The 22,837-nt window shown below is 36.9% G+C and carries 25 protein-coding genes; 7 read left to right on the top strand and 18 right to left on the bottom strand.

Going from position 1 to position 22,837, the window contains the following annotated elements; translation table 11 throughout:
* Positions 1-96: 96 nt before the first annotated feature.
* From AC6I9F_RS05375 to xerS, 5 genes are all read left to right on the top strand, one after another.
* On the top strand, positions 97-255 hold the full coding sequence (locus tag AC6I9F_RS05375) for a hypothetical protein (RefSeq protein WP_498020913.1): 159 nt from the start codon (positions 97-99) through the stop codon (positions 253-255).
* Between the two features lie 286 nt (positions 256-541).
* Positions 542-1,393 carry a ribosome biogenesis GTPase YlqF gene (gene ylqF / locus AC6I9F_RS05370; RefSeq protein WP_498020912.1) on the top strand — a complete coding sequence of 284 codons (852 nt, stop codon included), beginning with the start codon at positions 542-544 and terminating at the stop codon, positions 1,391-1,393.
* Complete coding sequence (gene rnhB, locus AC6I9F_RS05365) at positions 1,380-2,159, top strand: ribonuclease HII (protein WP_498020910.1); 780 nt, start codon at positions 1,380-1,382, stop codon at positions 2,157-2,159. The genes ylqF and rnhB overlap by 14 nt, the downstream gene beginning before the upstream one ends.
* Before the next feature lie 15 nt (positions 2,160-2,174).
* Positions 2,175-3,725, top strand: a complete 1,551-nt coding sequence (locus AC6I9F_RS05360) for a ClC family H(+)/Cl(-) exchange transporter (protein WP_498020908.1) — start codon at positions 2,175-2,177, stop codon at positions 3,723-3,725.
* Positions 3,726-4,625: 900 nt separating this feature from the next.
* A complete protein-coding gene (gene xerS, locus AC6I9F_RS05355; protein WP_498020906.1) occupies positions 4,626-5,696 on the top strand; it encodes a tyrosine recombinase XerS in 1,071 nt (356 codons plus the stop codon).
* 215 nt (positions 5,697-5,911) lie between these two features.
* Here the strand turns inward: xerS and pdrM are convergent, their stop codons facing one another.
* From pdrM to dhaK, 14 genes are all read right to left on the bottom strand, one after another.
* Positions 5,912-7,264 (bottom strand): sodium-coupled multidrug efflux MATE transporter PdrM, encoded by a 1,353-nt coding sequence (gene pdrM / locus AC6I9F_RS05350; protein ID WP_498020904.1) that lies wholly within the window; start codon positions 7,262-7,264, stop codon positions 5,912-5,914.
* A 10-nt stretch (positions 7,265-7,274) separates the two neighbouring features.
* Positions 7,275-7,535, bottom strand: coding sequence for a hypothetical protein (locus AC6I9F_RS05345; protein ID WP_001105920.1), 261 nt, complete (start codon positions 7,533-7,535; stop codon positions 7,275-7,277).
* Positions 7,536-7,548: 13 nt separating this feature from the next.
* A complete protein-coding gene (locus AC6I9F_RS05340; protein WP_485701053.1) occupies positions 7,549-8,817 on the bottom strand; it encodes a dihydroorotase in 1,269 nt (422 codons plus the stop codon).
* Between the two features lie 12 nt (positions 8,818-8,829).
* Complete coding sequence (locus AC6I9F_RS05335; RefSeq protein WP_485701052.1) at positions 8,830-9,294, bottom strand: NUDIX hydrolase; 465 nt, start codon at positions 9,292-9,294, stop codon at positions 8,830-8,832.
* 9 nt (positions 9,295-9,303) lie between these two features.
* Positions 9,304-9,957, bottom strand: a complete 654-nt coding sequence (locus AC6I9F_RS05330) for a uracil-DNA glycosylase (protein ID WP_498023189.1) — start codon at positions 9,955-9,957, stop codon at positions 9,304-9,306.
* Between the two features lie 61 nt (positions 9,958-10,018).
* Positions 10,019-10,711, bottom strand: coding sequence for a pyrimidine 5'-nucleotidase PynA (gene pynA, locus AC6I9F_RS05325; protein WP_498020901.1), 693 nt, complete (start codon positions 10,709-10,711; stop codon positions 10,019-10,021).
* 124 nt (positions 10,712-10,835) lie between these two features.
* Positions 10,836-11,048, bottom strand: a complete 213-nt coding sequence (locus tag AC6I9F_RS05320; protein ID WP_498023187.1) for a hypothetical protein — start codon at positions 11,046-11,048, stop codon at positions 10,836-10,838.
* 355 nt (positions 11,049-11,403) lie between these two features.
* On the bottom strand, positions 11,404-13,086 hold the full coding sequence (locus tag AC6I9F_RS05315) for an ABC transporter ATP-binding protein (RefSeq protein WP_164226188.1): 1,683 nt from the start codon (positions 13,084-13,086) through the stop codon (positions 11,404-11,406).
* Positions 13,087-13,107: 21 nt separating this feature from the next.
* Complete coding sequence (locus AC6I9F_RS05310; RefSeq protein WP_239499787.1) at positions 13,108-13,923, bottom strand: ABC transporter ATP-binding protein; 816 nt, start codon at positions 13,921-13,923, stop codon at positions 13,108-13,110.
* A gap of 39 nt (positions 13,924-13,962) precedes the next feature.
* Positions 13,963-14,703 carry an ABC transporter permease gene (locus AC6I9F_RS05305; RefSeq protein ID WP_164226189.1) on the bottom strand — a complete coding sequence of 247 codons (741 nt, stop codon included), beginning with the start codon at positions 14,701-14,703 and terminating at the stop codon, positions 13,963-13,965.
* A 178-nt stretch (positions 14,704-14,881) separates the two neighbouring features.
* Complete coding sequence (locus AC6I9F_RS05300) at positions 14,882-15,517, bottom strand: TetR/AcrR family transcriptional regulator (protein ID WP_164226190.1); 636 nt, start codon at positions 15,515-15,517, stop codon at positions 14,882-14,884.
* Positions 15,518-15,990: 473 nt separating this feature from the next.
* Positions 15,991-16,365 carry a dihydroxyacetone kinase phosphoryl donor subunit DhaM gene (dhaM, locus tag AC6I9F_RS05295; protein WP_173234977.1) on the bottom strand — a complete coding sequence of 125 codons (375 nt, stop codon included), beginning with the start codon at positions 16,363-16,365 and terminating at the stop codon, positions 15,991-15,993.
* Positions 16,365-16,940 carry a dihydroxyacetone kinase subunit DhaL gene (dhaL, locus tag AC6I9F_RS05290; RefSeq protein ID WP_498020896.1) on the bottom strand — a complete coding sequence of 192 codons (576 nt, stop codon included), beginning with the start codon at positions 16,938-16,940 and terminating at the stop codon, positions 16,365-16,367. The genes dhaM and dhaL overlap by 1 nt, the downstream gene beginning before the upstream one ends.
* Positions 16,941-16,961: 21 nt before the next feature.
* A complete protein-coding gene (dhaK, locus tag AC6I9F_RS05285; RefSeq protein WP_498020894.1) occupies positions 16,962-17,951 on the bottom strand; it encodes a dihydroxyacetone kinase subunit DhaK in 990 nt (329 codons plus the stop codon).
* A 153-nt stretch (positions 17,952-18,104) separates the two neighbouring features.
* Between dhaK and dhaS the strand changes: the two genes are divergently transcribed.
* Positions 18,105-18,635, top strand: a complete 531-nt coding sequence (dhaS, locus tag AC6I9F_RS05280) for a dihydroxyacetone kinase transcriptional activator DhaS (protein WP_000168605.1) — start codon at positions 18,105-18,107, stop codon at positions 18,633-18,635.
* The gene (gene dhaQ, locus AC6I9F_RS05275; RefSeq protein WP_498020892.1) at positions 18,632-19,621 is read left to right on the top strand and encodes a DhaKLM operon coactivator DhaQ; all 990 of its coding nucleotides are present in this window, start codon (positions 18,632-18,634) and stop codon (positions 19,619-19,621) included. Before dhaS ends, dhaQ begins: the two co-directional genes overlap by 4 nt.
* 203 nt (positions 19,622-19,824) lie before the next feature.
* Here the strand turns inward: dhaQ and AC6I9F_RS05270 are convergent, their stop codons facing one another.
* The 4 genes from AC6I9F_RS05270 to AC6I9F_RS05255 all read right to left on the bottom strand — a co-directional run bounded on the left by AC6I9F_RS05270 (position 19,825) and on the right by AC6I9F_RS05255 (position 22,799).
* Positions 19,825-20,364 carry a ClbS/DfsB family four-helix bundle protein gene (locus tag AC6I9F_RS05270; protein ID WP_498020890.1) on the bottom strand — a complete coding sequence of 180 codons (540 nt, stop codon included), beginning with the start codon at positions 20,362-20,364 and terminating at the stop codon, positions 19,825-19,827.
* A gap of 107 nt (positions 20,365-20,471) precedes the next feature.
* On the bottom strand, positions 20,472-20,867 hold the full coding sequence (locus tag AC6I9F_RS05265) for a hypothetical protein (protein ID WP_498020888.1): 396 nt from the start codon (positions 20,865-20,867) through the stop codon (positions 20,472-20,474).
* Positions 20,848-21,759 (bottom strand): phosphodiester glycosidase family protein, encoded by a 912-nt coding sequence (locus AC6I9F_RS05260; RefSeq protein ID WP_498020886.1) that lies wholly within the window; start codon positions 21,757-21,759, stop codon positions 20,848-20,850. The genes AC6I9F_RS05265 and AC6I9F_RS05260 overlap by 20 nt, the downstream gene beginning before the upstream one ends.
* A complete protein-coding gene (locus AC6I9F_RS05255; protein ID WP_498020884.1) occupies positions 21,756-22,799 on the bottom strand; it encodes a glycosyltransferase in 1,044 nt (347 codons plus the stop codon). Before AC6I9F_RS05255 ends, AC6I9F_RS05260 begins: the two co-directional genes overlap by 4 nt.
* Between the last annotated feature and the right edge of the window lie 38 nt (positions 22,800-22,837).

The raw sequence follows: 22,837 nt of genomic DNA, 5'->3' as shown, positions 1-22,837 counted from the left end.
TTAATTTGATTTTCCCAATCAATTTGTTCACATCTTATTTCAATCCACTATACCTAAAAAATCCCAAAAACTCATAAAATTCCACTCTTATACTCAATGAAAATCAAAGAGCAAACTAGAAAGCTAGCCGTAGGTTGCTCAAAGCACTGCTTTGAGGTTGTAGATAAAACTGACAAAGTCAGCTCAAAGCACTGTTTTGAGGTTGCAGATGGACGTGGTTTGAAGAGATTTTCGAAGAGTATTAGCTCTCCCTAATATGAAGTAATAACTATAAGAGATATTGAATTTCAAAGGATATACTTGAATTAAGCTATGTCTTGAGTAAGACTTCCATAAAATGATAGACTTTAATTTTCATTTAATTTTGAATTAGTATAATCTGGAAACAAAAGCGGACAAAATAAAGAAGTCATGATATAATATAAATTAGATTTCTATGTTATAAAGCAAGAACTGTTTGAACATCATTCATTTTATATCCAAACGATAGTAAAATAAAATAGGGGCTCTAAACCCTTGCTACGAAAGGAAAAAAAACTCAATGGCTACTATTCAATGGTTTCCTGGTCACATGTCTAAAGCTCGTCGACAGGTGCAGGAAAATTTAAAATTTGTTGATTTTGTGACGATTTTGGTAGATGCACGCTTGCCTCTATCTAGTCAAAATCCTATGTTGACCAAGATTGTTGGTGACAAACCAAAACTTTTGATTTTAAACAAGGCGGACTTGGCCGATTCAGCAATGACCAAAGAATGGCGTCAGTATTTTGAATCACAAGGAATCCAGACGCTAGCTATCAACTCCAAAGAGCAAGTAACTGTAAAAGTTGTAACTGATGCTGCTAAAAAACTCATGGCTGATAAAATTGCTCGCCAGAAAGAACGTGGGATTCAGATTGAAACCTTGCGTACCATGATTATCGGGATTCCAAATGCTGGTAAATCAACTCTTATGAATCGTTTGGCTGGTAAGAAGATTGCCGTTGTCGGCAACAAACCAGGGGTGACAAAGGGACAACAATGGCTTAAAACAAATAAAGACCTGGAAATCTTGGATACACCGGGGATTCTCTGGCCTAAATTCGAAGACGAAACTGTTGCACTGAAACTAGCCTTGACTGGAGCTATTAAAGATCAGTTGCTCCCTATGGATGAGGTAACTATTTTTGGTCTTAATTATTTCAAAAAACATTATCCAGAAAAGCTAGCTGAACGCTTCAAACAAATGAAAATTGAAGAAGAAGCGCCTGTAATTATTATGGACATGACCCGTGCCCTCGGTTTCCGTGATGACTATGACCGCTTTTACAGTCTCTTCGTGAAGGAAGTCCGCGACGGCAAACTCGGTAACTATACCTTAGATACATTGGAAGACCTCGATGGCGACGATTAAAGAAATCAAAGAACTCCTTGCAACGGTCAAGGATTTAGAAAGTCCTGTTTTTTTAGAACTCGAACAGGATAGTCGCTCTGGAGTTCAAAAAGAAATCAGCAAGCGTAAAAAAGCCATTCAGGCAGAATTGGATGAGGATCTTCGCTTGGAAGCCATGCTTTCCTATGAAAAAGAACTTTACAAGCAAGGATTGACCTTAATTGCTGGTGTTGACGAGGTCGGCCGTGGTCCTCTGGCTGGTCCTGTGGTCGCTGCAGCCGTCATCTTACCTCAAAATTGTAAGATTAAAGGTCTCAATGACAGCAAGAAAATTCCTAAAAAGAAACACCTAGAAATTTATCAAGCAGTTCAAGATAAAGCCTTGTCGATTGGAATTGGTATCATGAATAATCAGATCATCGATCAAGTCAATATCTATGAAGCAACCAAACTGGCCATGCAGGAAGCAATCTCTCAGCTCAGTCCTCAACCTGAGCACCTTTTGATAGATGCCATGAAACTGGATTTACCAATTTCACAAACCTCCATCATCAAAGGAGATGCCAATTCCCTCTCTATCGCAGCAGCTTCTATAGTAGCCAAGGTGACACGTGATGAATTGATGAAGGAATATGATCAGCAGTTTCCCGGCTATGATTTTGCTACTAATGCAGGTTATGGAACTGCTAAACACCTAGAAGGACTCGAAAAACTAGGAGTTACCCCAATTCACCGAACCAGCTTTGAACCCGTTAAATCACTGGTTTTAGGTAAAAAAGAAAGTTAATTGAAAGGAGATACCATGGAGGAACAGTCGGAAATAGTCCGTTCTAAGAAAGAATTCGCCTTTGCATCCAGCACTATACTATCCCAAGTTGGTCGAGGAATCATTGTCGGCCTCATCGTTGGAATTATCGTCGGATCCTTTCGTTTCTTAATTGAAAAAGGCTTCCACCTGATACAAGGACTTTATCAAGATCAAGGACACCTATTTGTTAATTTATTTATTATCGCCCTGTTTTATCTAATCATCTGCTGGCTCAGTGCCAAACTGACACGCTCTGAAAAAGATATTAAAGGCTCAGGAATTCCTCAAGTCGAAGCCGAACTGAAAGGCCTCATGACCCTCAATTGGTGGGGAGTTCTTTGGAAAAAATATATTCTAGGAATTCTTGCTATTGCAAGTGGCCTTATGCTGGGGCGTGAAGGGCCAAGTATCCAACTGGGAGCAGTTGGTGGTAAAGGAATTGCCAAGTGGCTCAAATCCAGTCCAGTAGAGGAACGTTCCTTGATTGCCAGTGGAGCTGCAGCAGGTTTAGCCGCTGCCTTTAATGCTCCGATTGCAGGACTTCTCTTTGTGGTAGAAGAAGTTTATCACCATTTTTCACGCTTTTTCTGGGTATCTACTCTCGCAGCTAGTCTCGTAGCAAACTTTGTTTCTCTGCTCATATTTGGCCTAACACCCGTACTGGATATGCCTGATAATATCCCACTCATGACCCTAGACCAGTACTGGATTTATCTTGTGATGGGAATTTTCCTTGGATTGTCAGGTTTTCTCTATGAGAAAGCTGTATTAAACGTCGGAAGAGTTTATGATTGGCTTGGTCAAAAAATCCATTTGGATAGAGCCTATTATCCAATTCTGGCCTTCATTCTCATCATACCAGTCGGAATTTTTTTACCCCACATCCTTGGTGGTGGAAATCAGCTGGTACTTTCCCTAACTGAGCAAGATTTTAGTTTTCAAGTTCTATTAGCTTACTTTTTAATTCGCTTTATCTGGAGCATGATTAGTTATGGAAGTGGTCTTCCAGGAGGAATTTTCCTACCTATTTTGGCGCTCGGTTCCTTACTTGGTGCCCTAGTTGGTGTTATCTGTGTCAATCTTGGACTTGTCAGTCAGGAGCAATTCCCTATATTTGTCATTCTAGGAATGAGTGGCTATTTTGGAGCCATATCAAAAGCTCCCTTAACCGCCATGATCCTCGTAACTGAGATGGTAGGAGATATTCGCAACCTCATGCCACTTGGTCTTGTCACTCTTGTCTCTTATATTATCATGGATTTGCTCAAGGGTGCGCCAGTCTATGAAGCCATGCTGGAAAAAATGCTTCCAGAAGAAGTATCCAGCGAAGGAGAAGTTACACTTATCGAAATACCAGTTTCTGATAAAATTGCTGGGAAACAAGTTCATGAACTCAACTTACCACACAACGTCCTCATCACTACTCAAGTGCATAATGGAAAGAGCCAAACAGTTAACGGCTCAACCAGAATGTATCTGGGTGATATGATTCACCTGGTTATTCCAAAAAGCGAAATTGGGAAAGTCAAAGATTTGTTGTTGTAGTATAATTGTTACATAATTTATGTTATGTAAATATCAACTTAATTTATTTAAATAACCGATTCTCAGCAATGAGATCGGTTATTTTTTACAGATAAGATATTTCTCATACAAATAATTGAACGATAAAGCATAAAGCTAGAAAGGAGTTTACTGTATCAAATCTGTACAGTAAGATTAAAATCATGAAAAAGAAAACGATAGCGATTATACAATGTATTTTGTATCTTATAGCTCCTTATATAGCTCTTCAGTTATGTAGAATGAACAGAAGTATCGTTACTGATAATCTCTTTTTTATTTTCCTTATTCTGCTGACTATTTCATTCTGGTTTAGTATTTGGAAACTAGAAAAAGCACTAGCTAATGATTCACAATAGCAATTCCAAAGATTTAGCTCTGTAAAACTAAAAGTTTATGTACAATTGAATTAACTAGACTTAAACCATCGATAAAACTGAATTAGAAGCATAAAGTACATTTTACAATCGATGTGCTTTATGTTTTATGTAAATTGTCTTAGTTACTTCCTAAAAAATATTTTATTTTAAAAAATAAATTTTGGATTATATACAATTGAAAAATTTTTAATTTTCACTTTAATAAGGTACATTTTAGGCAATTTTGGACGAAAAAATTTTTTTATACTCAATAAAAATCAAAAAGCAAACTAGGAAGCTAGCCGCAGGCTGTACTTTGTACTTGAGTACAGTAAGGCGACGCTGACGTGGTTTGAATTTAATTTTCGAAGAGTATTAGTTATTTAGCTGACTTAGATCCGTATTTACACAGATCTAAGTTTTTTTAAAAAGCTCTATAACATCTTTCCGAAAAACTATAATTTTCTTGAAAAATATATAAGCCTATGCTATACTACTAGTAGACTTATTTATGGAGAAATACATGAAACGTGAGATTTTACTGGAACGAATCGACAAACTAAAACAAATCATGCCCTGGTATATTCTTGAATACTACCAATCTAAGCTTGCTGTTCCTTACAGTTTTACAACCTTGTACGAATACCTCAAGGAATATGATCGATTTTTCAGCTGGGTTTTGGAGTCTGGTATCTCAAACGCTGATAAAATGTCCAATATTCCTTTATCTGTCTTGGAAAACATGTCAAAGAAAGATATGGAGGCTTTTATCCTTTATCTTCGAGAACGTCCTTTGCTGAATGCCAATACAAGCAAACAAGGTGTTTCTCAGACAACCATCAATCGGACCTTATCAGCGCTTTCCAGTCTTTACAAGTATCTGACCGAGGAGGTTGAAAACGACCAGGGCGAACCTTATTTCTATCGTAATGTAATGAAGAAAGTTTCAACAAAGAAAAAGAAAGAGACCCTTGCTGCCAGAGCTGAAAACATCAAGCAAAAACTCTTTTTAGGTGATGAAACAGAAGGGTTTCTAACTTATATAGACCAAGAGTACCCTCAACGACTCTCTAATCGAGCTCTCTCATCATTCAACAAAAATAAAGAACGTGATTTGGCCATTATTGCTCTTCTTTTGGCGTCTGGTGTCCGCTTATCTGAAGCTGTTAATCTGGATCTAAGAGATCTCAATCTCAAAATGATGGTTATCGATGTCACTCGAAAAGGGGGCAAACGTGACTCTGTCAATGTAGCTGCCTTTGCTAAGCCTTATTTAGAGAATTATCTAGCCATTCGAAATCAACGCTATAAAACGGAAAAGACAGACACAGCCCTCTTTTTGACACTCTATAGAGGTGTTCCCAATCGTATTGACGCTTCCAGCGTTGAGAAAATGGTTGCTAAGTACTCTGAGGACTTCAAAGTCCGTGTAACTCCCCACAAACTGCGCCATACCCTAGCAACTAGGCTCTATGATGCTACTAAATCGCAAGTTTTGGTCAGCCATCAGCTAGGACATGCCAGTACACAAGTCACAGACCTCTATACTCATATCGTCAATGATGAACAAAAGAATGCCTTGGATAGTTTATAGTTTTACATAATGTAAATTATGTAAAATAATTATTAAGAAAAAGAAGCTGCTAAAAATAAGCAACTTCTTTTTCTTTATATCTGATACCAGTAAAGTAGCGTGGAATATCAATTGTTTCTATATTTTTGAAATTCTCATTTGCCTACTACTAATTTAACTATAGCAAAAATAATGCAGATAAGGAAGAATATTTTTGCTTGTATGAATTCTAAAAATCAAGCTTTTCTGGATTCAAATCTCTTCATAATCACAGTTAGACGCCAACGGTAGAGAGCCCCACTTACAATTAGACTAATAATCAAACCGATCCAGTAAGAATAAGCTCCAAAATCTGTTAGGGAATCAAATATCATAGCCACTGGGAGTGTCACCCCCCAGTAACTAATCAAACCAAGGTAAAAAGGAATAACGGTATCCTTATACCCCCGCAAAATTCCCTGAAGCGGTGCCGCAAAGGTATCTGCTAACTGGAAGAAAAGACTATAAGTCAAAAAACGTGCTGTCAAATCGATAAATTCTGGGTCGTTACCATAAAGACTGGCCACATTTCCTCTAAAAATGTAAAGGAAGGTTAAGGTGAAGGCCGCAAAAATGAGGGCAGTCCATCTTCCTAGACCAATATAGGTTTTCGCATCATCAAATCGCTTGGCTCCCACTTCATAGGAAACGACAATAGCCATAGCCGATGAGATACTCATAGGAAAGGCGTACATGAGACTTGAAAAGTTCATGGCTGACTGGTGACTAGCGATAATCAAGGACGAGAACTTAGCCATAATCAAGCCAACCACGGAAAAGATAGCCACTTCCGCAAAGATAGTTCCCCCAATAGGAAGACCTAGTCGAACTCCTTCCTTGATTTTACCCATATTAAATGGAATTCGTTTCTCAAGGTGTAGGGCTTTGAGCTTCTCCTGTTTAAATAAAACCAGAACAGAAATCCCAAGCAAGACCCAGTAGGCCAAGGATGTTCCTAAACCTGCACCAGCCCCTCCCAGCTCTGGAACTCCAAAGGCACCGTAAATCAAGAGATAGTTAAATCCACTATTCAAGGGAAGTAACAAAAGCATGAGGTACATGGACAGCTTGGTCAAGCCCAGCGAATCCAGCAAGGAACGAATGACACTAAAGAGCAACAAGGGGATAATCCCAACAGATAAAAACCAGAGATAACGAACCGCTACTGCAGCCACTGGTGCTTCTAGTCCGATATGATTCAAGATTGGTGGTGCCAAGAAAAGTACCATCCCCAGCAAGAGCACAGATAGACCCAAGGCCAGATAGATGAACTGGTAAAAATCAGATGCAACTTCTTCCTTTTTACCTCGACCAAGATGGTGACCAATAATAGGCACCAAGGCTGACACAATCCCTGTCAGGAATGTAAAGAAAGGATTCCAGATACTGGTTGCCATAGACACACCAGCCAAGTCCATAGTATTGTATTGACCTGTCATTGCAGTGTCAACAAAAGAGGCAGAATAATTGGCAAATTGGTAGATCAGGATTGGGAAGAAAATTTTTAAAAATAATACTAACTTCTCTCGTAAACACTTTGTCTTATACATACTTCTCTTTCTATTCTGATTTATCTAAACCAAAGAGTTTCAGACCATAGTTTTTCAAACTTAGCGGAGGGTTATTAGATTTTGAAGTAGTATGCCAACACGCACATGTACGACAATAATAGCTTCTAACTAAACCTCCATTATCATATTGAACCGCATGGTCAGCTTTTTCTTTAGTTTCATATTGAATTTTAGAACGATTAGATGCGGGACAGTAAATTCCGCTATTAGATTTTGCTTTTCTCTCCCTACGTTTTCGAAAATAATTCATATTCCAACTCCTATCAAGCTTGATAGACAATTTGTCCCTTACAGATGGTGTATTTAACCTGCCCTTTTAAGGTTTCACCGATGAATGGTGAATTAGCTGCTTTGGAAGCAAAATGGGAATCCACAAGGCGGTCAGCCTTAGCATCAAAAATAGTGATGTCCGCTGGACCATTCTCAGCCAAATAACCTGCTTCAAAGTTGTAAAGCTTGGCTGGATTGTATGTCATTTTTTCAAGTAATTCCATCAAGCTCAACTCCCCAGCTTCCACTAAATAGGTCAATCCAAGGGACAGTGATGTTTCTAAACCAGTCATACCAGATGGCGCTTTGGTAATATCCTCAACATTTTTTTCATCTGCATGGTGAGGAGCATGGTCAGTTGCGATAACTGTGATGACGCCTGATTTGAGACCTTCGATAACGGCACGACGGTCTGATTCCAAACGAAGGGGAGGATTCATCTTAGCATTGCTACCTTGTGTCAAAAGAAGGGCTTCGGTCTTAGAAAAATGCTGTGGCGCTACTTCTGCTGTAACTTGCGCACCCAAACCTTGAGCAAACTCCACTACTTTAACACTTTCCTCCTTAGACAAATGCTGGATGTGAACATGGGCCTTGGTTGCATAGGCAATCATGACATCACGCGCCATCATAGCGTACTCAGCCACCCCAGTCGCACCGCAGATATGGAAATGCTCTGTAGCAATATTTTCGTTAAATCCAAGAATCCCATTCAAATCTGGATCTTCCTCATGAAGACTGATAAAGGTGTTGAGTTTTTTGGCTTCCTCCATGGCTTCCTTGACCACTTTACTGCTTTCAAGCGGAATACCGTCATCTGAAAAACCAACCGCACCTGCTTCTAAGAGTGCCTTAAAGTCAGTCAAATCTTGGCCATTAAAATTCTTAGTAATAGTAGCAACTGTCTTGACATTAATCTTTTCCTTGGTAGCTGACTGGAGAACTTCTTGCAAAGTCTCCACGTCTGAAATGGTTGGACTGGTATTAGCCATCATGACGACCGTTGTAAAACCACCTGCAGCAGCTGCTAGGGCACCAGTATGAATGTCTTCCTTGTGGGTTTGACCAGGTTCACGGAAATGAACATGGATATCAACCAATCCAGGAGCAACTACAAAACCGGTAGCATCTAGGATTTCTGCTCCTTCTTCTTTGATTTCAGGCGCAATTTTGATAATCTTTCCATCTTGAACCAAGACATCACACACTTGATCCAAACCAGACTTGGGATCCATAACACGACCATTTTTGATTAGTAGCATCTGCTTTCTCCTTTATTCATAGAAATCAACTTGAGTATCCAACAATTTATCCCCATCATAAACAAACTTGGCTGAAAAGAAGGGTTTATCCTCTAAAAGCCACTCAACAAAGGTATGGTCGCCTTCCCAAGTTGGCTTACTCAAAACCTCGTCATAGGGAACCCATTCTAGCGTCCCTTCATTGCAGTCAATCAAGTCTCCCTCAAACTCCGTCACCTTAAAAACATAGGTGTACCAGTCTAAATCTGGTGTGAATTCAGGAAAAGTGATGACACCTTTTAGAACTGGCTTAGCTTTGAGCCCTGTTTCTTCAAAAATTTCCCGCGCCGCGCATTCCTGAGGTGTCTCTCCTCGCTCTAGCTTACCACCCACACCAATCCATTTACCCGCATGGACATCATTTGGCTTTTTATTGCGATGAAGCATGAGCAGTTCTTTCCCATTATCAATGTAGCAAATTGTCGCTAACTGAGGCATATTTTCTCCTTATCTAAGCCAATCGATTGGCTCTTGTCCTGTTTCTTTTAAGAATGCATTGGCCTTGGAAAAAGGCTTGGAACCCCAAAATCCTCTATAAACTGACAAAGGACTGGGATGGGCTGATTCGATAATCAAGTGGTTAGGATTGGTAACCAAGGCCTTCTTCTTGCGTGCATAAGCTCCCCAGAGTACAAAAACGACTGGTCTATCTAGTTGATTGACCACCTGAATTACAGCATCCGTAAAAGGCTCCCATATCTGCCCGGCATGACCATTGGCACGTCCAGCAGGAACCGTCAAACAAGCATTAAGAAGCAAGACTCCTTGCTCAGCCCAAACTGTCAAATCATGAGATTTCTTAACACCGATATCATCTGCTAATTCTTTCAAGATATTTTGCAAGGATGGCGGAGCTGGAATAGAATTAGGTACAGAAAAACTCAAACCTTGCGCTTGACCTGGTCCGTGATAGGGATCTTGCCCTAGAATGACTACTTTAACCTCTTCTAGCGGTGTTGTCAATAGAGCCTGAAAAACCTTTTCCTTGGGTGGATAAATAGTACCCTGAGAATAGACCTGCTCCATAAACTGATTGATTTTCCCAAAATAACCCTCAGGTAATTGCGCCTTAATCAAAGCATGCCAAGACGAGTGTTCCATAGCCGACTCCTTCATTTTTACTGCCTCTATTATAGCAAAAAGTGGTTATCTAAACCACTTTTTACAGTTTATCTAAACAATCCAGCAAGTCTTGGTAAGAATAGACTTCGTAAGTCGGCTGGGCTTGTGTGTGATTTTCGAGGTGATGAGGGTTGTACCAGATAGTGGCAATCCCAGCATTATTACCACCTTGGATGTCTGCGGTTAGAGAGTCTCCAATCATCAGCGTCTTTTCTTGGCTAAAATCTGCAATCTGTTGACCAATTTTTTCATAAAAGAGAGCATCTGGCTTTTGTGTTTGCAATTGCTCAGAGATAAAGACTTGATTGAAATAAGGTGCCAGACCAGACTGAGCCAAACGCCCTGTCTGAATGGCAGTAATTCCATTTGTCGCAGCATATAGCTCATAATCTCGCTCGATAAGGATATCCAAGAATTCATGAGCGCCTGAAAAAGTTTGCCCCTGCTGGGCAAGGTAAAATTGGTAACGCTGGGCTAGAAAACTACCGTCTTTTTCCTGTCCAAAATGAGCAAATAAACGAGAAAAGCGCGTGTTAACCAGCTCTTGTTTACTAATTTTCTTTTGCTCTAAGTCCTTCCAGAGAGCTTTGTTCATAGGAACGTAATAGTCTTTATAGGCCTGAATATCTGCAACCCCTTCTTCTTTTAGAAGTTGCGTTAAAGCCACATCCTCAGCAACATCAAAATCAAGAAGAGTGTGGTCAAGGTCGAAGAGTAGAAATTTGTAGGACAATTTGAGGTTTTCCTTTCTAGGATAAACAACTTTCACTTCATTCGGTTGTTTAATGTAAAAACTTAAAAGTGGTATAGTATCACAAAGAATAATCGTTCCAATGGATTAATTAATCCATACTATTCTAGTCAAGTTTATTTTTATTGTAGAAAAATCTTCTATAAATTCGAGCAATAGTTAAAATATAAACAAATATAATTCCCAAAATAGATAACACTATTTTCACAAAATTCATTTTAGAGCCTATTACATAGATATGAAAAAGAGGGGCTAATCCTACACATAGAGACAATAGATAACTACTAAATCTTATCTCACCAATTCCTGCAAAAAATATTTCATTTTAAATATTCTCCTTTGAAGCCCCTAATGTTTAAAAATAATGACCGCTTAAAATTAAACAGCCCTAAAATCTAAATATTTGTCAGAGATAAGCTATACTAAGATTATTTTTTAAGCACAACCTTCTTGCTCTTATGATTTAATTATATTATAACACTATAAAATTTTCAATTTAATTGATATTTACCATTTAATCATATTCGATGAGTTGTATTTTACAGATTAATATTATTTAGCCTTCTTTTTTAGTTACTTTTTAATTCTCAAATTCCCTTTGTTTATACAACCATAATATTATTGAAAAACAACTTGAGATTAAAGATTTTCATCCTCTTTTTATTCTGGTAGCACTACACACTCAACTCAACCAATTTATAAAATTCACCTTTCCTATCCATCAAGTTATCAAAAGAAGCATCTTCAACAATAACTCCATTTTTCATAAAAAGAATTCTATTGTATTTTTTCAACATGCTCTTATTTAACTTATGCGTAACAACAAGAACCGTCAAATCTTGAATTTCTAAAATTGAATTTTCAATTTCAGTAGTAACTTTATTATCTAAAGACGAGGTAGCCTCATCTAATAATAAGATTGGTGTTTTTCGAATTAAAGCACGCGCAATACTAAGTCTCTGCCTTTCTCCCCCAGATAGATTTGATCCATTCTCGCCACATAAAGTTTGTAGACCTAATTCATTTTCTAAAATATAACTTTCTAAGCCAGACTGCTGTACAGCTTTTTTTATATCATCTTCAGTAAAGGATTGACTAAGGGTAATATTTGCTTTTAAAGTATCATCAAAGATATAAACATCTTGCTGAACAATAGTCATTAAGTTATAAAGGCTCTCTGCTGAAATAGCTTGCAAATCTTGATTATCAATTGAGATATACCCACTTGTTACATCATAAAAACGCAGTAATAGATTGAGTAAAGTTGATTTTCCACTACCTGACATACCTACTATTGCAATTTTTTCCCCCTTTTTGATCTGTAAAGATAAATTATTAAAAATCTTTTCCTCAGCATTAGGGTAGGAAAAATCTACATTTGAAAAAGAAATGACATCATCAAAATATTCTTTCGTTTTACCAGTTTGAAGTTCAATTACATCTTTTACCTCAAATGAATTCAGTGTAGCCTGACCTTCGCGGAATTTACTCATTCCCATACCAATTTCATTTAGTGGCATTACTACAAAATTGACTAGTTGAACAATAGCTGTAACACTCCCAATTGTGGTATGCCCACCGAAGACCAGATACATTCCTCCACCAAAGGCTACTAAAAAAACAATCATCCCTGAAAGTTGAGAAATAACATTAGATAAAACATCAAATTTCCCTTTGATGAAATATATCTCATCCAATTTTTCGCTTTCGTTTTTGTAATCCTGACCGATAGCCTCTTTCACATTAAAACTCTTTATAACTAGAAACCCTGCTAAAATATCTTTAACCTTAGCTAAATATTTCTGATCGGCTATCATAGAACTATTTTGTAGAGAGGCTGATTTTTGTCCAATAAATCCTGAAATCATCATAGGAATAATGCTAGCAATGATAACTAATAAGGTCAAAAACCAATTACCTATAAACATGGCTACTAGTGAGAAAATCATTAAGGAAATATTTTTTGAAATATTAAAATACTGGTGCAAATAATCCTGCTCAATTTTCTTCATGTTCTCAGTTAATATTGAAATAAATTTCCCTGATTTTTCCTTAGAAAATTCTCTATAATCCCTATCTAAAATAGATTTAAACACCTTATTTTTGTATATTGACATAATCTGCCTAACAAGTTTATTTCTTAATCGAAGGGATATAAAATTAAGACTGGCATAGATAAATATTACGATAGCACCTATTAGTATCGCTTGGGTTAGAGCTTCCCTATTTTGGGACATTCCACTATCAATTATAATTTTAATAGAATAAGCAAAAGCAATATTAGTTAAAGGAACTAGTATATTAAAAATCATGAAAGTATAAAAAGACTTCTTATGGTACTTTGTCAATTGTTTCATTCCTAATCTACCTCATAATTCTTATATTTCATTTAGAAAATGTGACATAAAATATTCTTCTAAGTCAATATTCTCTCTCTTAAGCTCTTTCATAGAGACCTGTTCTAGCATTTCTCCATTTTTGATAACACCAATCTTATCTGCTATCTGTGAAATTTCCGATAAAATATGACTTGAGATGAATATTGTAACACCACATTCCTTAGAAAGAGACAACAAAAGATTTCGAATTTCTTGAATTCCTATTGGATCTAAACCATTGATTGGTTCATCTAAAATTAACAATTTAGGTTTTGTTAGAAAGGCACGAGCTAAACCAAGCCTTTGCCTCATTCCTAACGAAAAATCTTTTACTTTTTTAGTCGTATTCTTTAATCCGACCATTCTTAAGGCTCTTATTATATCTGATTCAATAATATTTTTCCCCATATACTGAGCGTGAATTTCTAAAATTTCTTTTGCAGTGCAATTATCATAAAAAATTGGTGTTTCAATAACACTTCCAACCTGACTTAGAATCTCCTCTCTGTGATCTTGTAAATTTTTTCCAAAGATTTCAATACTACCGGATGTAACAGTTGATAAGGATAACATGCATTTCATTAAAGTTGTTTTCCCTGCGCCATTTGGTCCTAAAAGACCATAGATTTCTCCTTCAGCAATTTGAAGGTTGATACCACTTAAAATTTCTTCTTTATCAATTGTTTTAAAAACTTCTTTTATTTCAACAATATTTCCCATTTCTATCTCTCTTTCTATAGCCAGCTTTAAATGCAAAAATTTTTTCTTAAGGAGCATAACTACCAATTTATACAGCTCTTCTTTTAAAGTAATCATCAAAGAATTATCACTTTACTTCCATTAAATTCAGCTATACTACTTGATATTAATATCTTTTCTTGAAATAGTATAAATTGAAAATGAAACAATCATTAAACTTATGAAACTAGCAAATATTAAGAAGAATAAGTTATCAACAAAGTTATTAGTTAAACTGCCTGGACTTACATTTGAAAGTAATGCTGCTAAACCAAGTCCTGTAAGCATTGTTATAGCTATTGAATGCCTAATCATGCCTAAAACAAAAGGTAGTATTCCGATTAATACCATCCCAAACGTAATTCCAGCTAAGTCAATCATTTGATTAGCTACTGGGATATAATTTGATTCAGTTAAAACTGCTACTAATTTAATTAATAATTGAATAACAAAATGTGCAGTAAAATGAGCAATAAATGATATCAGAATTACTGTAAGCACTTTTCCCCATAGTAACTTTATTTTAGAAACAGGGTAGGAAAACAGCTGAAAAATTGTTCTTCGTTTAAATTCATCAATAATAATCGTAGACAATAAATAAGATTCAAAAATCAAAAATGCTGCTTTGGTAAATAAAGATGAAAACAATGAAGCTACAATTGCCCAACCTTCCCATTTACCAGTAACTCTAATAACATTAGAATCCTGTCCAGTGAATTCTCCTAGTTTATTGTCAGTAGCTAAACCCATAATAATGATTGCTGTAATACCTAACACTATAAATATAGTACACAACCAGGCTAAAAATAATTTTGATTTTGAAACTTTATTTAATTCAATTTTAATAAGCGACAACATAGATTTTTCCTCCAAAAAATTTTGTTAATATTAATGACGCTAGTCAAAAAGCACTTTACATACTTCTGGTATGTAAATTCAAATAAATAAATAAATAAACATACTAAAGGTATGTATAATGGCATTTTTAATACCATATCTAGAGTATGGTATTTTTTAAAATATCAATACTTAAAATTTATTTGACACCTTTTAAGTGATCAAATAATTGGAAAATTACTTCCATCATTTCATCAGTAATCAACTGTACTCCCAAACCTTCAAAAGTTAGTTTAATGAACTTCATTTTACTCTTTAATTCTTCTACTGAATAAATAGAAATTTGGAACCCAATCCAAATATTCAAAGTTAAAACAATCAAATCAGCTAGCTCTTCAGGATATTCTGTTTTAATTGATTTATCTTTAACACCTTCGAAAACTTTTTCTCTAATCCCTGGTAAAAAATCAGAAAATAAACTTAAATACTGCTCTCCTAACAAACGTGGACTTCTTAGCATAATTGAGACAGAGTATACTAATCTTTGTTGTTCTAAATTAGAGAACGCATCCATCAAAGAATTTTGTATTTTTTCTAATGCAGTATCTCCTCTCCAATTGTAATTTAAAATTTCTTGATTATTTTCGCTAATGATTGATTGCAATATTTCATCTTTAGACTCGAAATGATGATAAATAACACCTTTCGTCAATCCACCTAACCCATCGATTATATCTTGTATTGAGGTATTATCAAATCCTTTTTCTAAAAATAAATCTTTCGAAACTTCTAATATTTTCCTTCTTGTTTCTTCCGGATTTCTATTCCTTGCCATTATAACTCCTTTTCAACATACTAACGGTATGTAATCTCATTATAATGCAAGAAACTAATAATGTCAAGATTCTTTTTATCCCCTCTAATTTTCAAAATTCATTGGCAAACTACTATCCTATACAATTGACAGCCCAAATCTTTCAGAATAGAACAATTCTAGCTATCGAACAACTCAACTTCATAAATATCCATGTAATTCTAGGACTAAAATTCCTATAAACTAAATGTTTTCGTACTCTTCTAAGTCATTGATTGCTTTAAATCTAAATTTTTGAAGGATTCTAAAGCTAGAATAATCCCATTACAATTAGTTTTGAATGGTTCACAATTTAGAAACTCTATGGCTTTACTTCTGTTAAATTAAAAAGGAACTGCCCAAGCAATCCCTTTCTGATTTTGTAATAATCTACTTAAACTTTGATAGTAGAGATAAGTAATAACTCACCTAAAAAGGAATAATAGGAAGATTCCTTATTTATTGATTTCAAGCTCCGCCAACTGTGTTTGAATAACCGATAGTTCTGCCCCAGCCTGTAGAAGAGCAGCTGCAGTATAGGCGCCTTCTACAATTGGAACACTGTTGATGATGATACTCTTATCACTGAAATCAGCCACCATTTCTAAATTCATTTTAGCAGAACCTAGGTCAAAAAAGGCTAGTAAAGTATCTGCTTGATTTTCAGAAACAACCCTATCTACCTGATCAAAACTCGTTCCAATTCCTCCATCTTCGGTTCCTCCTACATAAGTAATCGGAACATCTTTAGCTACTTCACTAATCAGTTCAACAAGACCTTGTGCAATGTGTTTGGAATGTGAAACGATAACAAGACCAATGCTTCCCATTAAACCACCCCAGTTTCTAATAGAGCAGTAAAGAGTAATCCTGATGAAAATGATCCAGGGTCAATATGTCCGAGAGATCGTTCTCCTACATAAGATGCTCTTCCTTTAGTTGCAAGTAAATCTTTGGTAGCATTCACTACCTGATCAATAACCTCTTGAGTCAACTGGCCATCAGACAAGGCAGCAATAACAGGAGTCCAAACGTCAACCATTGTCTTTTCTCCAACTTCTGCTTTCCCGCGTTTGACAATCATATCCAAACCACTTTGTAAGATTTCTTCTAATTTCGAATTTGAATCAGCCTTGGCCATGCCCATAAAAGCAGAGCCATACAAGGGACCAGAAGCACCGCCTACCTTACTCAGTAGTTGCATTGAGACAAGTTTAAACACATCACTGCTGGTCTCAAATTGCTTTCCTTCTAAGTTTTCCATAACTGCAGCCATTCCACGCGCCATATTTCCACCGTGGTCTCCATCTCCTATAGGAGTGTCTAGCTCACTAAGATAATCTTTCTGTTCTTGAATCTTTTTATTAAAAAGCTTCATCCATTCAAGAGCTTGTTCAGCATTCATGCGACATTTCCTCCTTGAGTCTTACCAAGCTGGTGTTGTAACAGGTGCATTTAAAGCATCCAACCACTCATCATCTGCCAATCGAATCAATGTCAATGACAAACCAGCCATATCAATTGAGGTCATATAGTTTCCAATTTTCTTAAATGCCAACTCAACACCTTTTTCATGGAGTAATTTAGCCACATCATTTGCGAAAACATATTGTTCCATAAGCGGAGTGCTTCCTAAACCATTGATGAGAAGCCCATAGCGTTCACCAGCTTTAAGTTGGAAACCTTCAGATAGTTTTTCAACCAATTCAGAGGCCAATTGTGCTGAAGGTTGCATTTTCTCTTTCTTATATCCTGGCTCACCATGAATACCAACTCCATATTCAAATTCATCATCTTCTAAAACAAAACCTGGTTTCCCAACTTCAGGAACGGTTGCTCCAGACAGGGCCAGCCCAATTGTTTTAATTTCTAAGACAAGTTTGTCGGCCAAGTCCTTCATTTCAGATAATGATTTACCAGAACGAGCTGCAGCACCCAAAATTTTATGGACTAATATAGTACCTGCGACACCTCGACGACCTTGGGTATAGAGACTATTTTCAACCGCAATATCATCATCGACTACAACACTTGCTACATCAATACCTTCCATTTCAGCAAGTTCTTGTGCAATTTCAAAGTTCATAATGTCACCAGAATAGTTCTTGATGACCATAAAAACTCCAGCACCTTCATCAGCCGCCTTGATGGCTTCTAAAATTTGGTCTGGAGTAGGTGAAGTGAAGACTGCTCCACAAATGGCAGCAGACAACATTCCTTCTCCTACAAATCCAGCATGACTTGGTTCATGTCCTGAGCCTCCACCTGAAATAAGTCCAACTTTTCCTGTCTTTTCTGCCTTTCTAACGATAACATCAAAACCATCTAAACGTTGAACCAAGTCATCATGCATGAATGACAATCCCTGCAACATTTCATCAACAACTTGTGTCGGTTCATTTATAATTTTTTTCATGAGAAACTCCTTTCGGCATCTACCTTTGTTTTCGCTTTCATTATATATTTTTTATCGCTGGATGATAAGGGACAGATTCTATTATTTGTCCCCTTTTAAACCCGTTTAAAACATTTTTTTGGTAAAATGAAGGAAGTAAAAGAAAGGTTTCCTATGGCATCATCACTTATTACAAAAAAACGGATTGCCAAGGCATTTAGAGACCTATTAGCTACTAGAGAATTTGATAAAATCTCTATTGTAGATATCATGGAATCAGCTGGCATTCGTAGACAGACCTTTTATAATCACTTTCTTGACAAATATGAACTGCTAGACTGGATATTTGAAAATGACTTAACCGAGTATATCACCAATAACTTGGACTTCATTTCAGGCCAAAAACTATTACAAGAATTATTTTTTTATTTCGAACAAGAGCGTGACTTTTATATTCAACTTTTTGATATTCAAGGGCAAAATAACTTCTATGACCACTTTATCAGCTACTGTCGCTTGCTTGTATCAAAAATTTTAAAAGAATACGGTCAGATTGATATCGATTCATCTGCTTATACTTGCTTTTTGTTAGACTATCATTCACATGCTCTAGCAGAAATCGTGAAGGCTTACGTCAATAAAAAAAGTCCAGTTCCACAACCAGACTTTCTAATCATGACAATTATTGGAAAGAGACCACAATGACATTTATTTCAAATCATAAACAAAAAATTATTTCAAGTTACATTTCGGCAACTGTCAGCAGTCATCCTGAATTAGAAAAACACCCTACCTTACCATTAGTCTATCAAAAAAATTGCAATCCTCATCAGGTTCCAATATTGGCGGGTGGAGGTTCAGGACACGAACCTGCTCATATTGGATATGTGGGAAAAGGAATGCTTACCGCTGCTATCTATGGCCAATTATTTACTCCTCCTACAAGAACTGAAATCTTAGAGTCCATTCGTTTTTTAAACAATGGTCACGGTGTCTTCATCATTGTAAAAAATTTCGAAGCAGACATCAAAGAATTTAGCTGGGCCATTAATACTGCTAGACAAGAAGGAATTAAGGTCGGCTATAGTCTAGCACACGACGATATTTCTATTGAACCTCACAATAGATTTCAAATTAGAGGAAGAGGGCTTGCAGGGACTATTTTACTTCATAAAGTTCTAGGATATGCAGCTCAAAATGGTGCCGACATCGAGCGACTAACTGATTTAGGTCATCAGCTTGCTCCCGAAATCGCAACAATTGGCTTTGCAACGAAATCTGCTAGTCTCCCCCAAGCCATCCTTCCACTATTTAACTTGGAAGAAGGAAATATTTCCTATGGTATTGGGATACATGGCGAAGAAGGCTATCGTATCGTCCCATTCCAATCATCGGAAATCCTTGCAAATGAAATTATAAGTAAATTAAGATTGCACTATCATTGGAAAAAGGGTGATCAATTTATATTGCTTGTAAATAATCTAGGCACTACCAGCAACTTAGAAATGGGCATATTTATCAATGATCTCCTTCAACTCTTAGAAATTGAAGGAGTCACTATTACCTTTATAAAATCAGGAACATTTATGACCAGTCTAGATATGGCAGGTATATCCGTAACTCTTTGCCCTGTAAAAAATAAGCAATGGTTAGAAGCGCTCAATGCTCCAACGACAGCTTTTGCATGGTAATTTGCTTGTATAACTCAAAAGGGCTACATCACTTGATAGCCCTTTGCTTTTATCTTATACTCAATGAAAATCAAAAAGCAAACTAGGAAACTAGCCGCAGGCTGTACTTGAGTACGGCAAGGCGACGTTGACGCAGTTTGAATTTGATTTTCGAAGAGTATTACGTTTAAAAGAACTCATTCTTGCAATTTCAAAAAGTCCATCTATCCCTTACAATTCTGCTGATGAGCTTTGAGTTTTTTCAGAGCCCAATCATAATGACTGGAGGTACTACTGACAAAGTAGGAACCTAGACTTGTCCCACCTGTCCACTTATAGACACCTTTGGTAAAGAGTTCGTCAGTGCTAAAGCCTTCCACCAACTCTAAAACCTCTCTATGTGATTGCACCAAGATTCTAGTTGCTTCTTCTAATGTCGTTTTCTGGTGCTTCTTCCAAAAAGCGACATTCATTTCTCCATAAGTTTTCCAATTATAAGGTTCAGGAAGAAAAGGTCTTTCGTGACCTTTTTGATTAGAATGTACCCAAGTCAAAAGTAACTGCTGCCATTCATAAAGATGAATCAAGACATCCCGTAGATTTTTATCCCTTTTCCAGTGAGCTTCTTTTTTCTTTTGGTCTCTTGAAAAATCAAATGGAGCCTGCAACTCTTCTTCACTTAGTTGAGAGATGAAGAGGTTGAGCTTTTCATAGTTTTCCTTAGAGGTTAGCACTAATTCCTCTTTCGTTCTCGGTCTAGGCACAGAGTTCTCCATTCATTTTCAAGTAGGTTGAGGTGTTTTCTTACTTCATTATACCACAATAAAACTGGCTGTTTCTCTCAACAACCAGTTTTTCATTTTTCAGCTAATTACTTACTGTTTTTCTTCTGAAAGAAAAGTGATACTATAGCTAAGATAGCAAAAGCTATACCAACATACCAGTAGAGTTGATCTAGGGTCGTTGAACGACCTGATAGATTGACGATTCCGCGAAAAAGCATACCAGTTGTTAGAACAGCTACTGACGAGTTCCATAAGTTTAGACTGATTCGCCCTAAGTTTGGAATGATTTTCAACAGTAATGCCAGAATGACGCCCCCTACTAGGGGGACTACAAAAAGATAGTGCATATGAAGGGAGGTTTCCCCAAAACTGAAAGACTCGTAGATACGGCTAAATACTAAAAAGAAAATAGTAAGAATGCTATAGCCGACTAGCGTCTTTTGGAGGCGTTTGTTTTTATTTTTAGTAACCGATGTAGACAATATCACTCACCGCCCTTTCTGATATTTTGCTTCCACCTGTAGTCGGTTTATTGATTACCTGACCATTAAAGTAGAGAGTTGAAGAACCTCCACCATCTAGGTTGTAGGCCGTCTTCACTCCGTAAGATTTCATCACTTCTGCCATCTGGTAAAGAGACAAGCCCTTGCTCTCCGAGGTACGACCATCTGAAACAACAATGATATAGTGGTTTTCATCGATAATTCCAATAGCTGTACGAGGATTTGAAGCCATAGCCTGACCGACTTCTGTATTGGTATCAACAGATATTTCTCCATTCTCAACTAGAGACGGACCAAATGCCAGTAGATTAACGACACCGTCCTGAACTAACTGGTCAGCTGAGATTTGGTTCTCGTAAATGATTTTAAAAGAGCCATCTTTGTAAATGGCAAGGTCACCATTACTGGCGTCTTCACGGACACTATCCCGATAGACGACACCATTACGAATAACATAACCTGAGCTATTGGCTCCATAGTAGTCGCCATTGACAGCTAAAATAGCATTGTTTTCAGCTGCTGTCACAGAGGTTTTGGCTGTGACGTTGGTTCCATAGGAGTTTTGAGCTAGGCCTGTTTTCAGATAATCTGCAGAGCTCAGAGTCACATCCGCCACATAGATTTGCGTATCATTCACTGTCTTTTCAGTTAGATTGACACTGATATTTCCATCTGAATAGCTGGTATCCGTTACTTGGGCATTTTTTACTGCTTGACTTGCTACTGCTGTGTTAAATGTCGAGTTAGTATTAGATACAGTGGAGATAGTCTCCGCTAGTACAAATGTCTTTAACATCGAATAGGTAAAGGAACTTGTCAGAAGCAAGCTAAAGATCGAGGCGTATAGATAAGCTTTCTTAAAAAATTTCATACTGGATAACAAGTCCTTTCTTTGAAAATAAATCGTGTTTGAACAGTCCAAGATACCACAAAGAGAAGCATTCCTACAAAAATTTTAGCCATGAATAAATTGATTCCGAAACCTGTGTTAAAAAGGCTAATTAGGAGAGTATCTAAGAAAAAGAGAACAACAGACAAGGTTAAATAACCTGCACCTGTTTTTAAATTACTTGCTTTATTTTTAAATACCAATTTTTTATTAGTCGAAAAGTTGAAGATAGAGCTGGTCACACGAGCCAGCCCATTTGATAGGAGGAGGTGTAAACCTGATGGAATAAAGCCCAAGAAAAGAATAGAAAAAGCATAAACTAGATAATCTACGATAAAACTACTAAATGATGAAAGAGCAAATTTCAAAATGTTTTTGTAAATCATTAAACCATCTCGAATAGGTCGGAAATGAGAAGCTTGATTGTCGTTTATATAGACTGTTTCAATAGGAACTTCCAAAATCGGATATTGCTTGCTGGCTTCCAATAGCATGTTCATTTCATACTCATAACGTTGTCCTTCCACTTCCATCATAAAAGGAATCAAGTCTGTCGTGAAAGCACGAAGTCCTGTCTGTGTGTCTGAAACTGCTACGCCTGTTTGGATTTTAAATAAGATACGTGTCAAGCTATTTCCAAAGCGACTACGCAAGGGAACCTTGCCAGTAAAAGCACGAACACCAAGAACCAGAGTGCTAGGATTTTCGTTGGCCTTGTTACTAGTGCGGAGTATGTCCCAAATCTTGTGTTGACCATCCGCATCTGCTGTAACGATAGTTCCAGGCATCTTGAGGGATTGAATGTAAGCAAAAGCCGTTTTCAAAGCCTGACCCTTACCTTGATTGACCTGATGACGAAGTACAGTCCCATAGTTTTCAGCCTGAGCAAATATTTCTTTACATTCAGGAGAACTACCATCATCAATCACAATGATAGAAAAATCACCCTTCTTGTGAATTTTTTCAATCAGTGTTAGCAAATTAAAATCAGGTTGATAAGCTGGAATAACTAGATAATTCATAGCTGTACCTCTTTCTTTTTGTTTGTATAAGTATACGT

Source organism: Streptococcus nakanonensis, from assembly GCF_059738785.1.
Note: the sequence above shows the minus strand (reverse complement) of the source record. Positions and strands in the feature narration are given on the sequence as shown.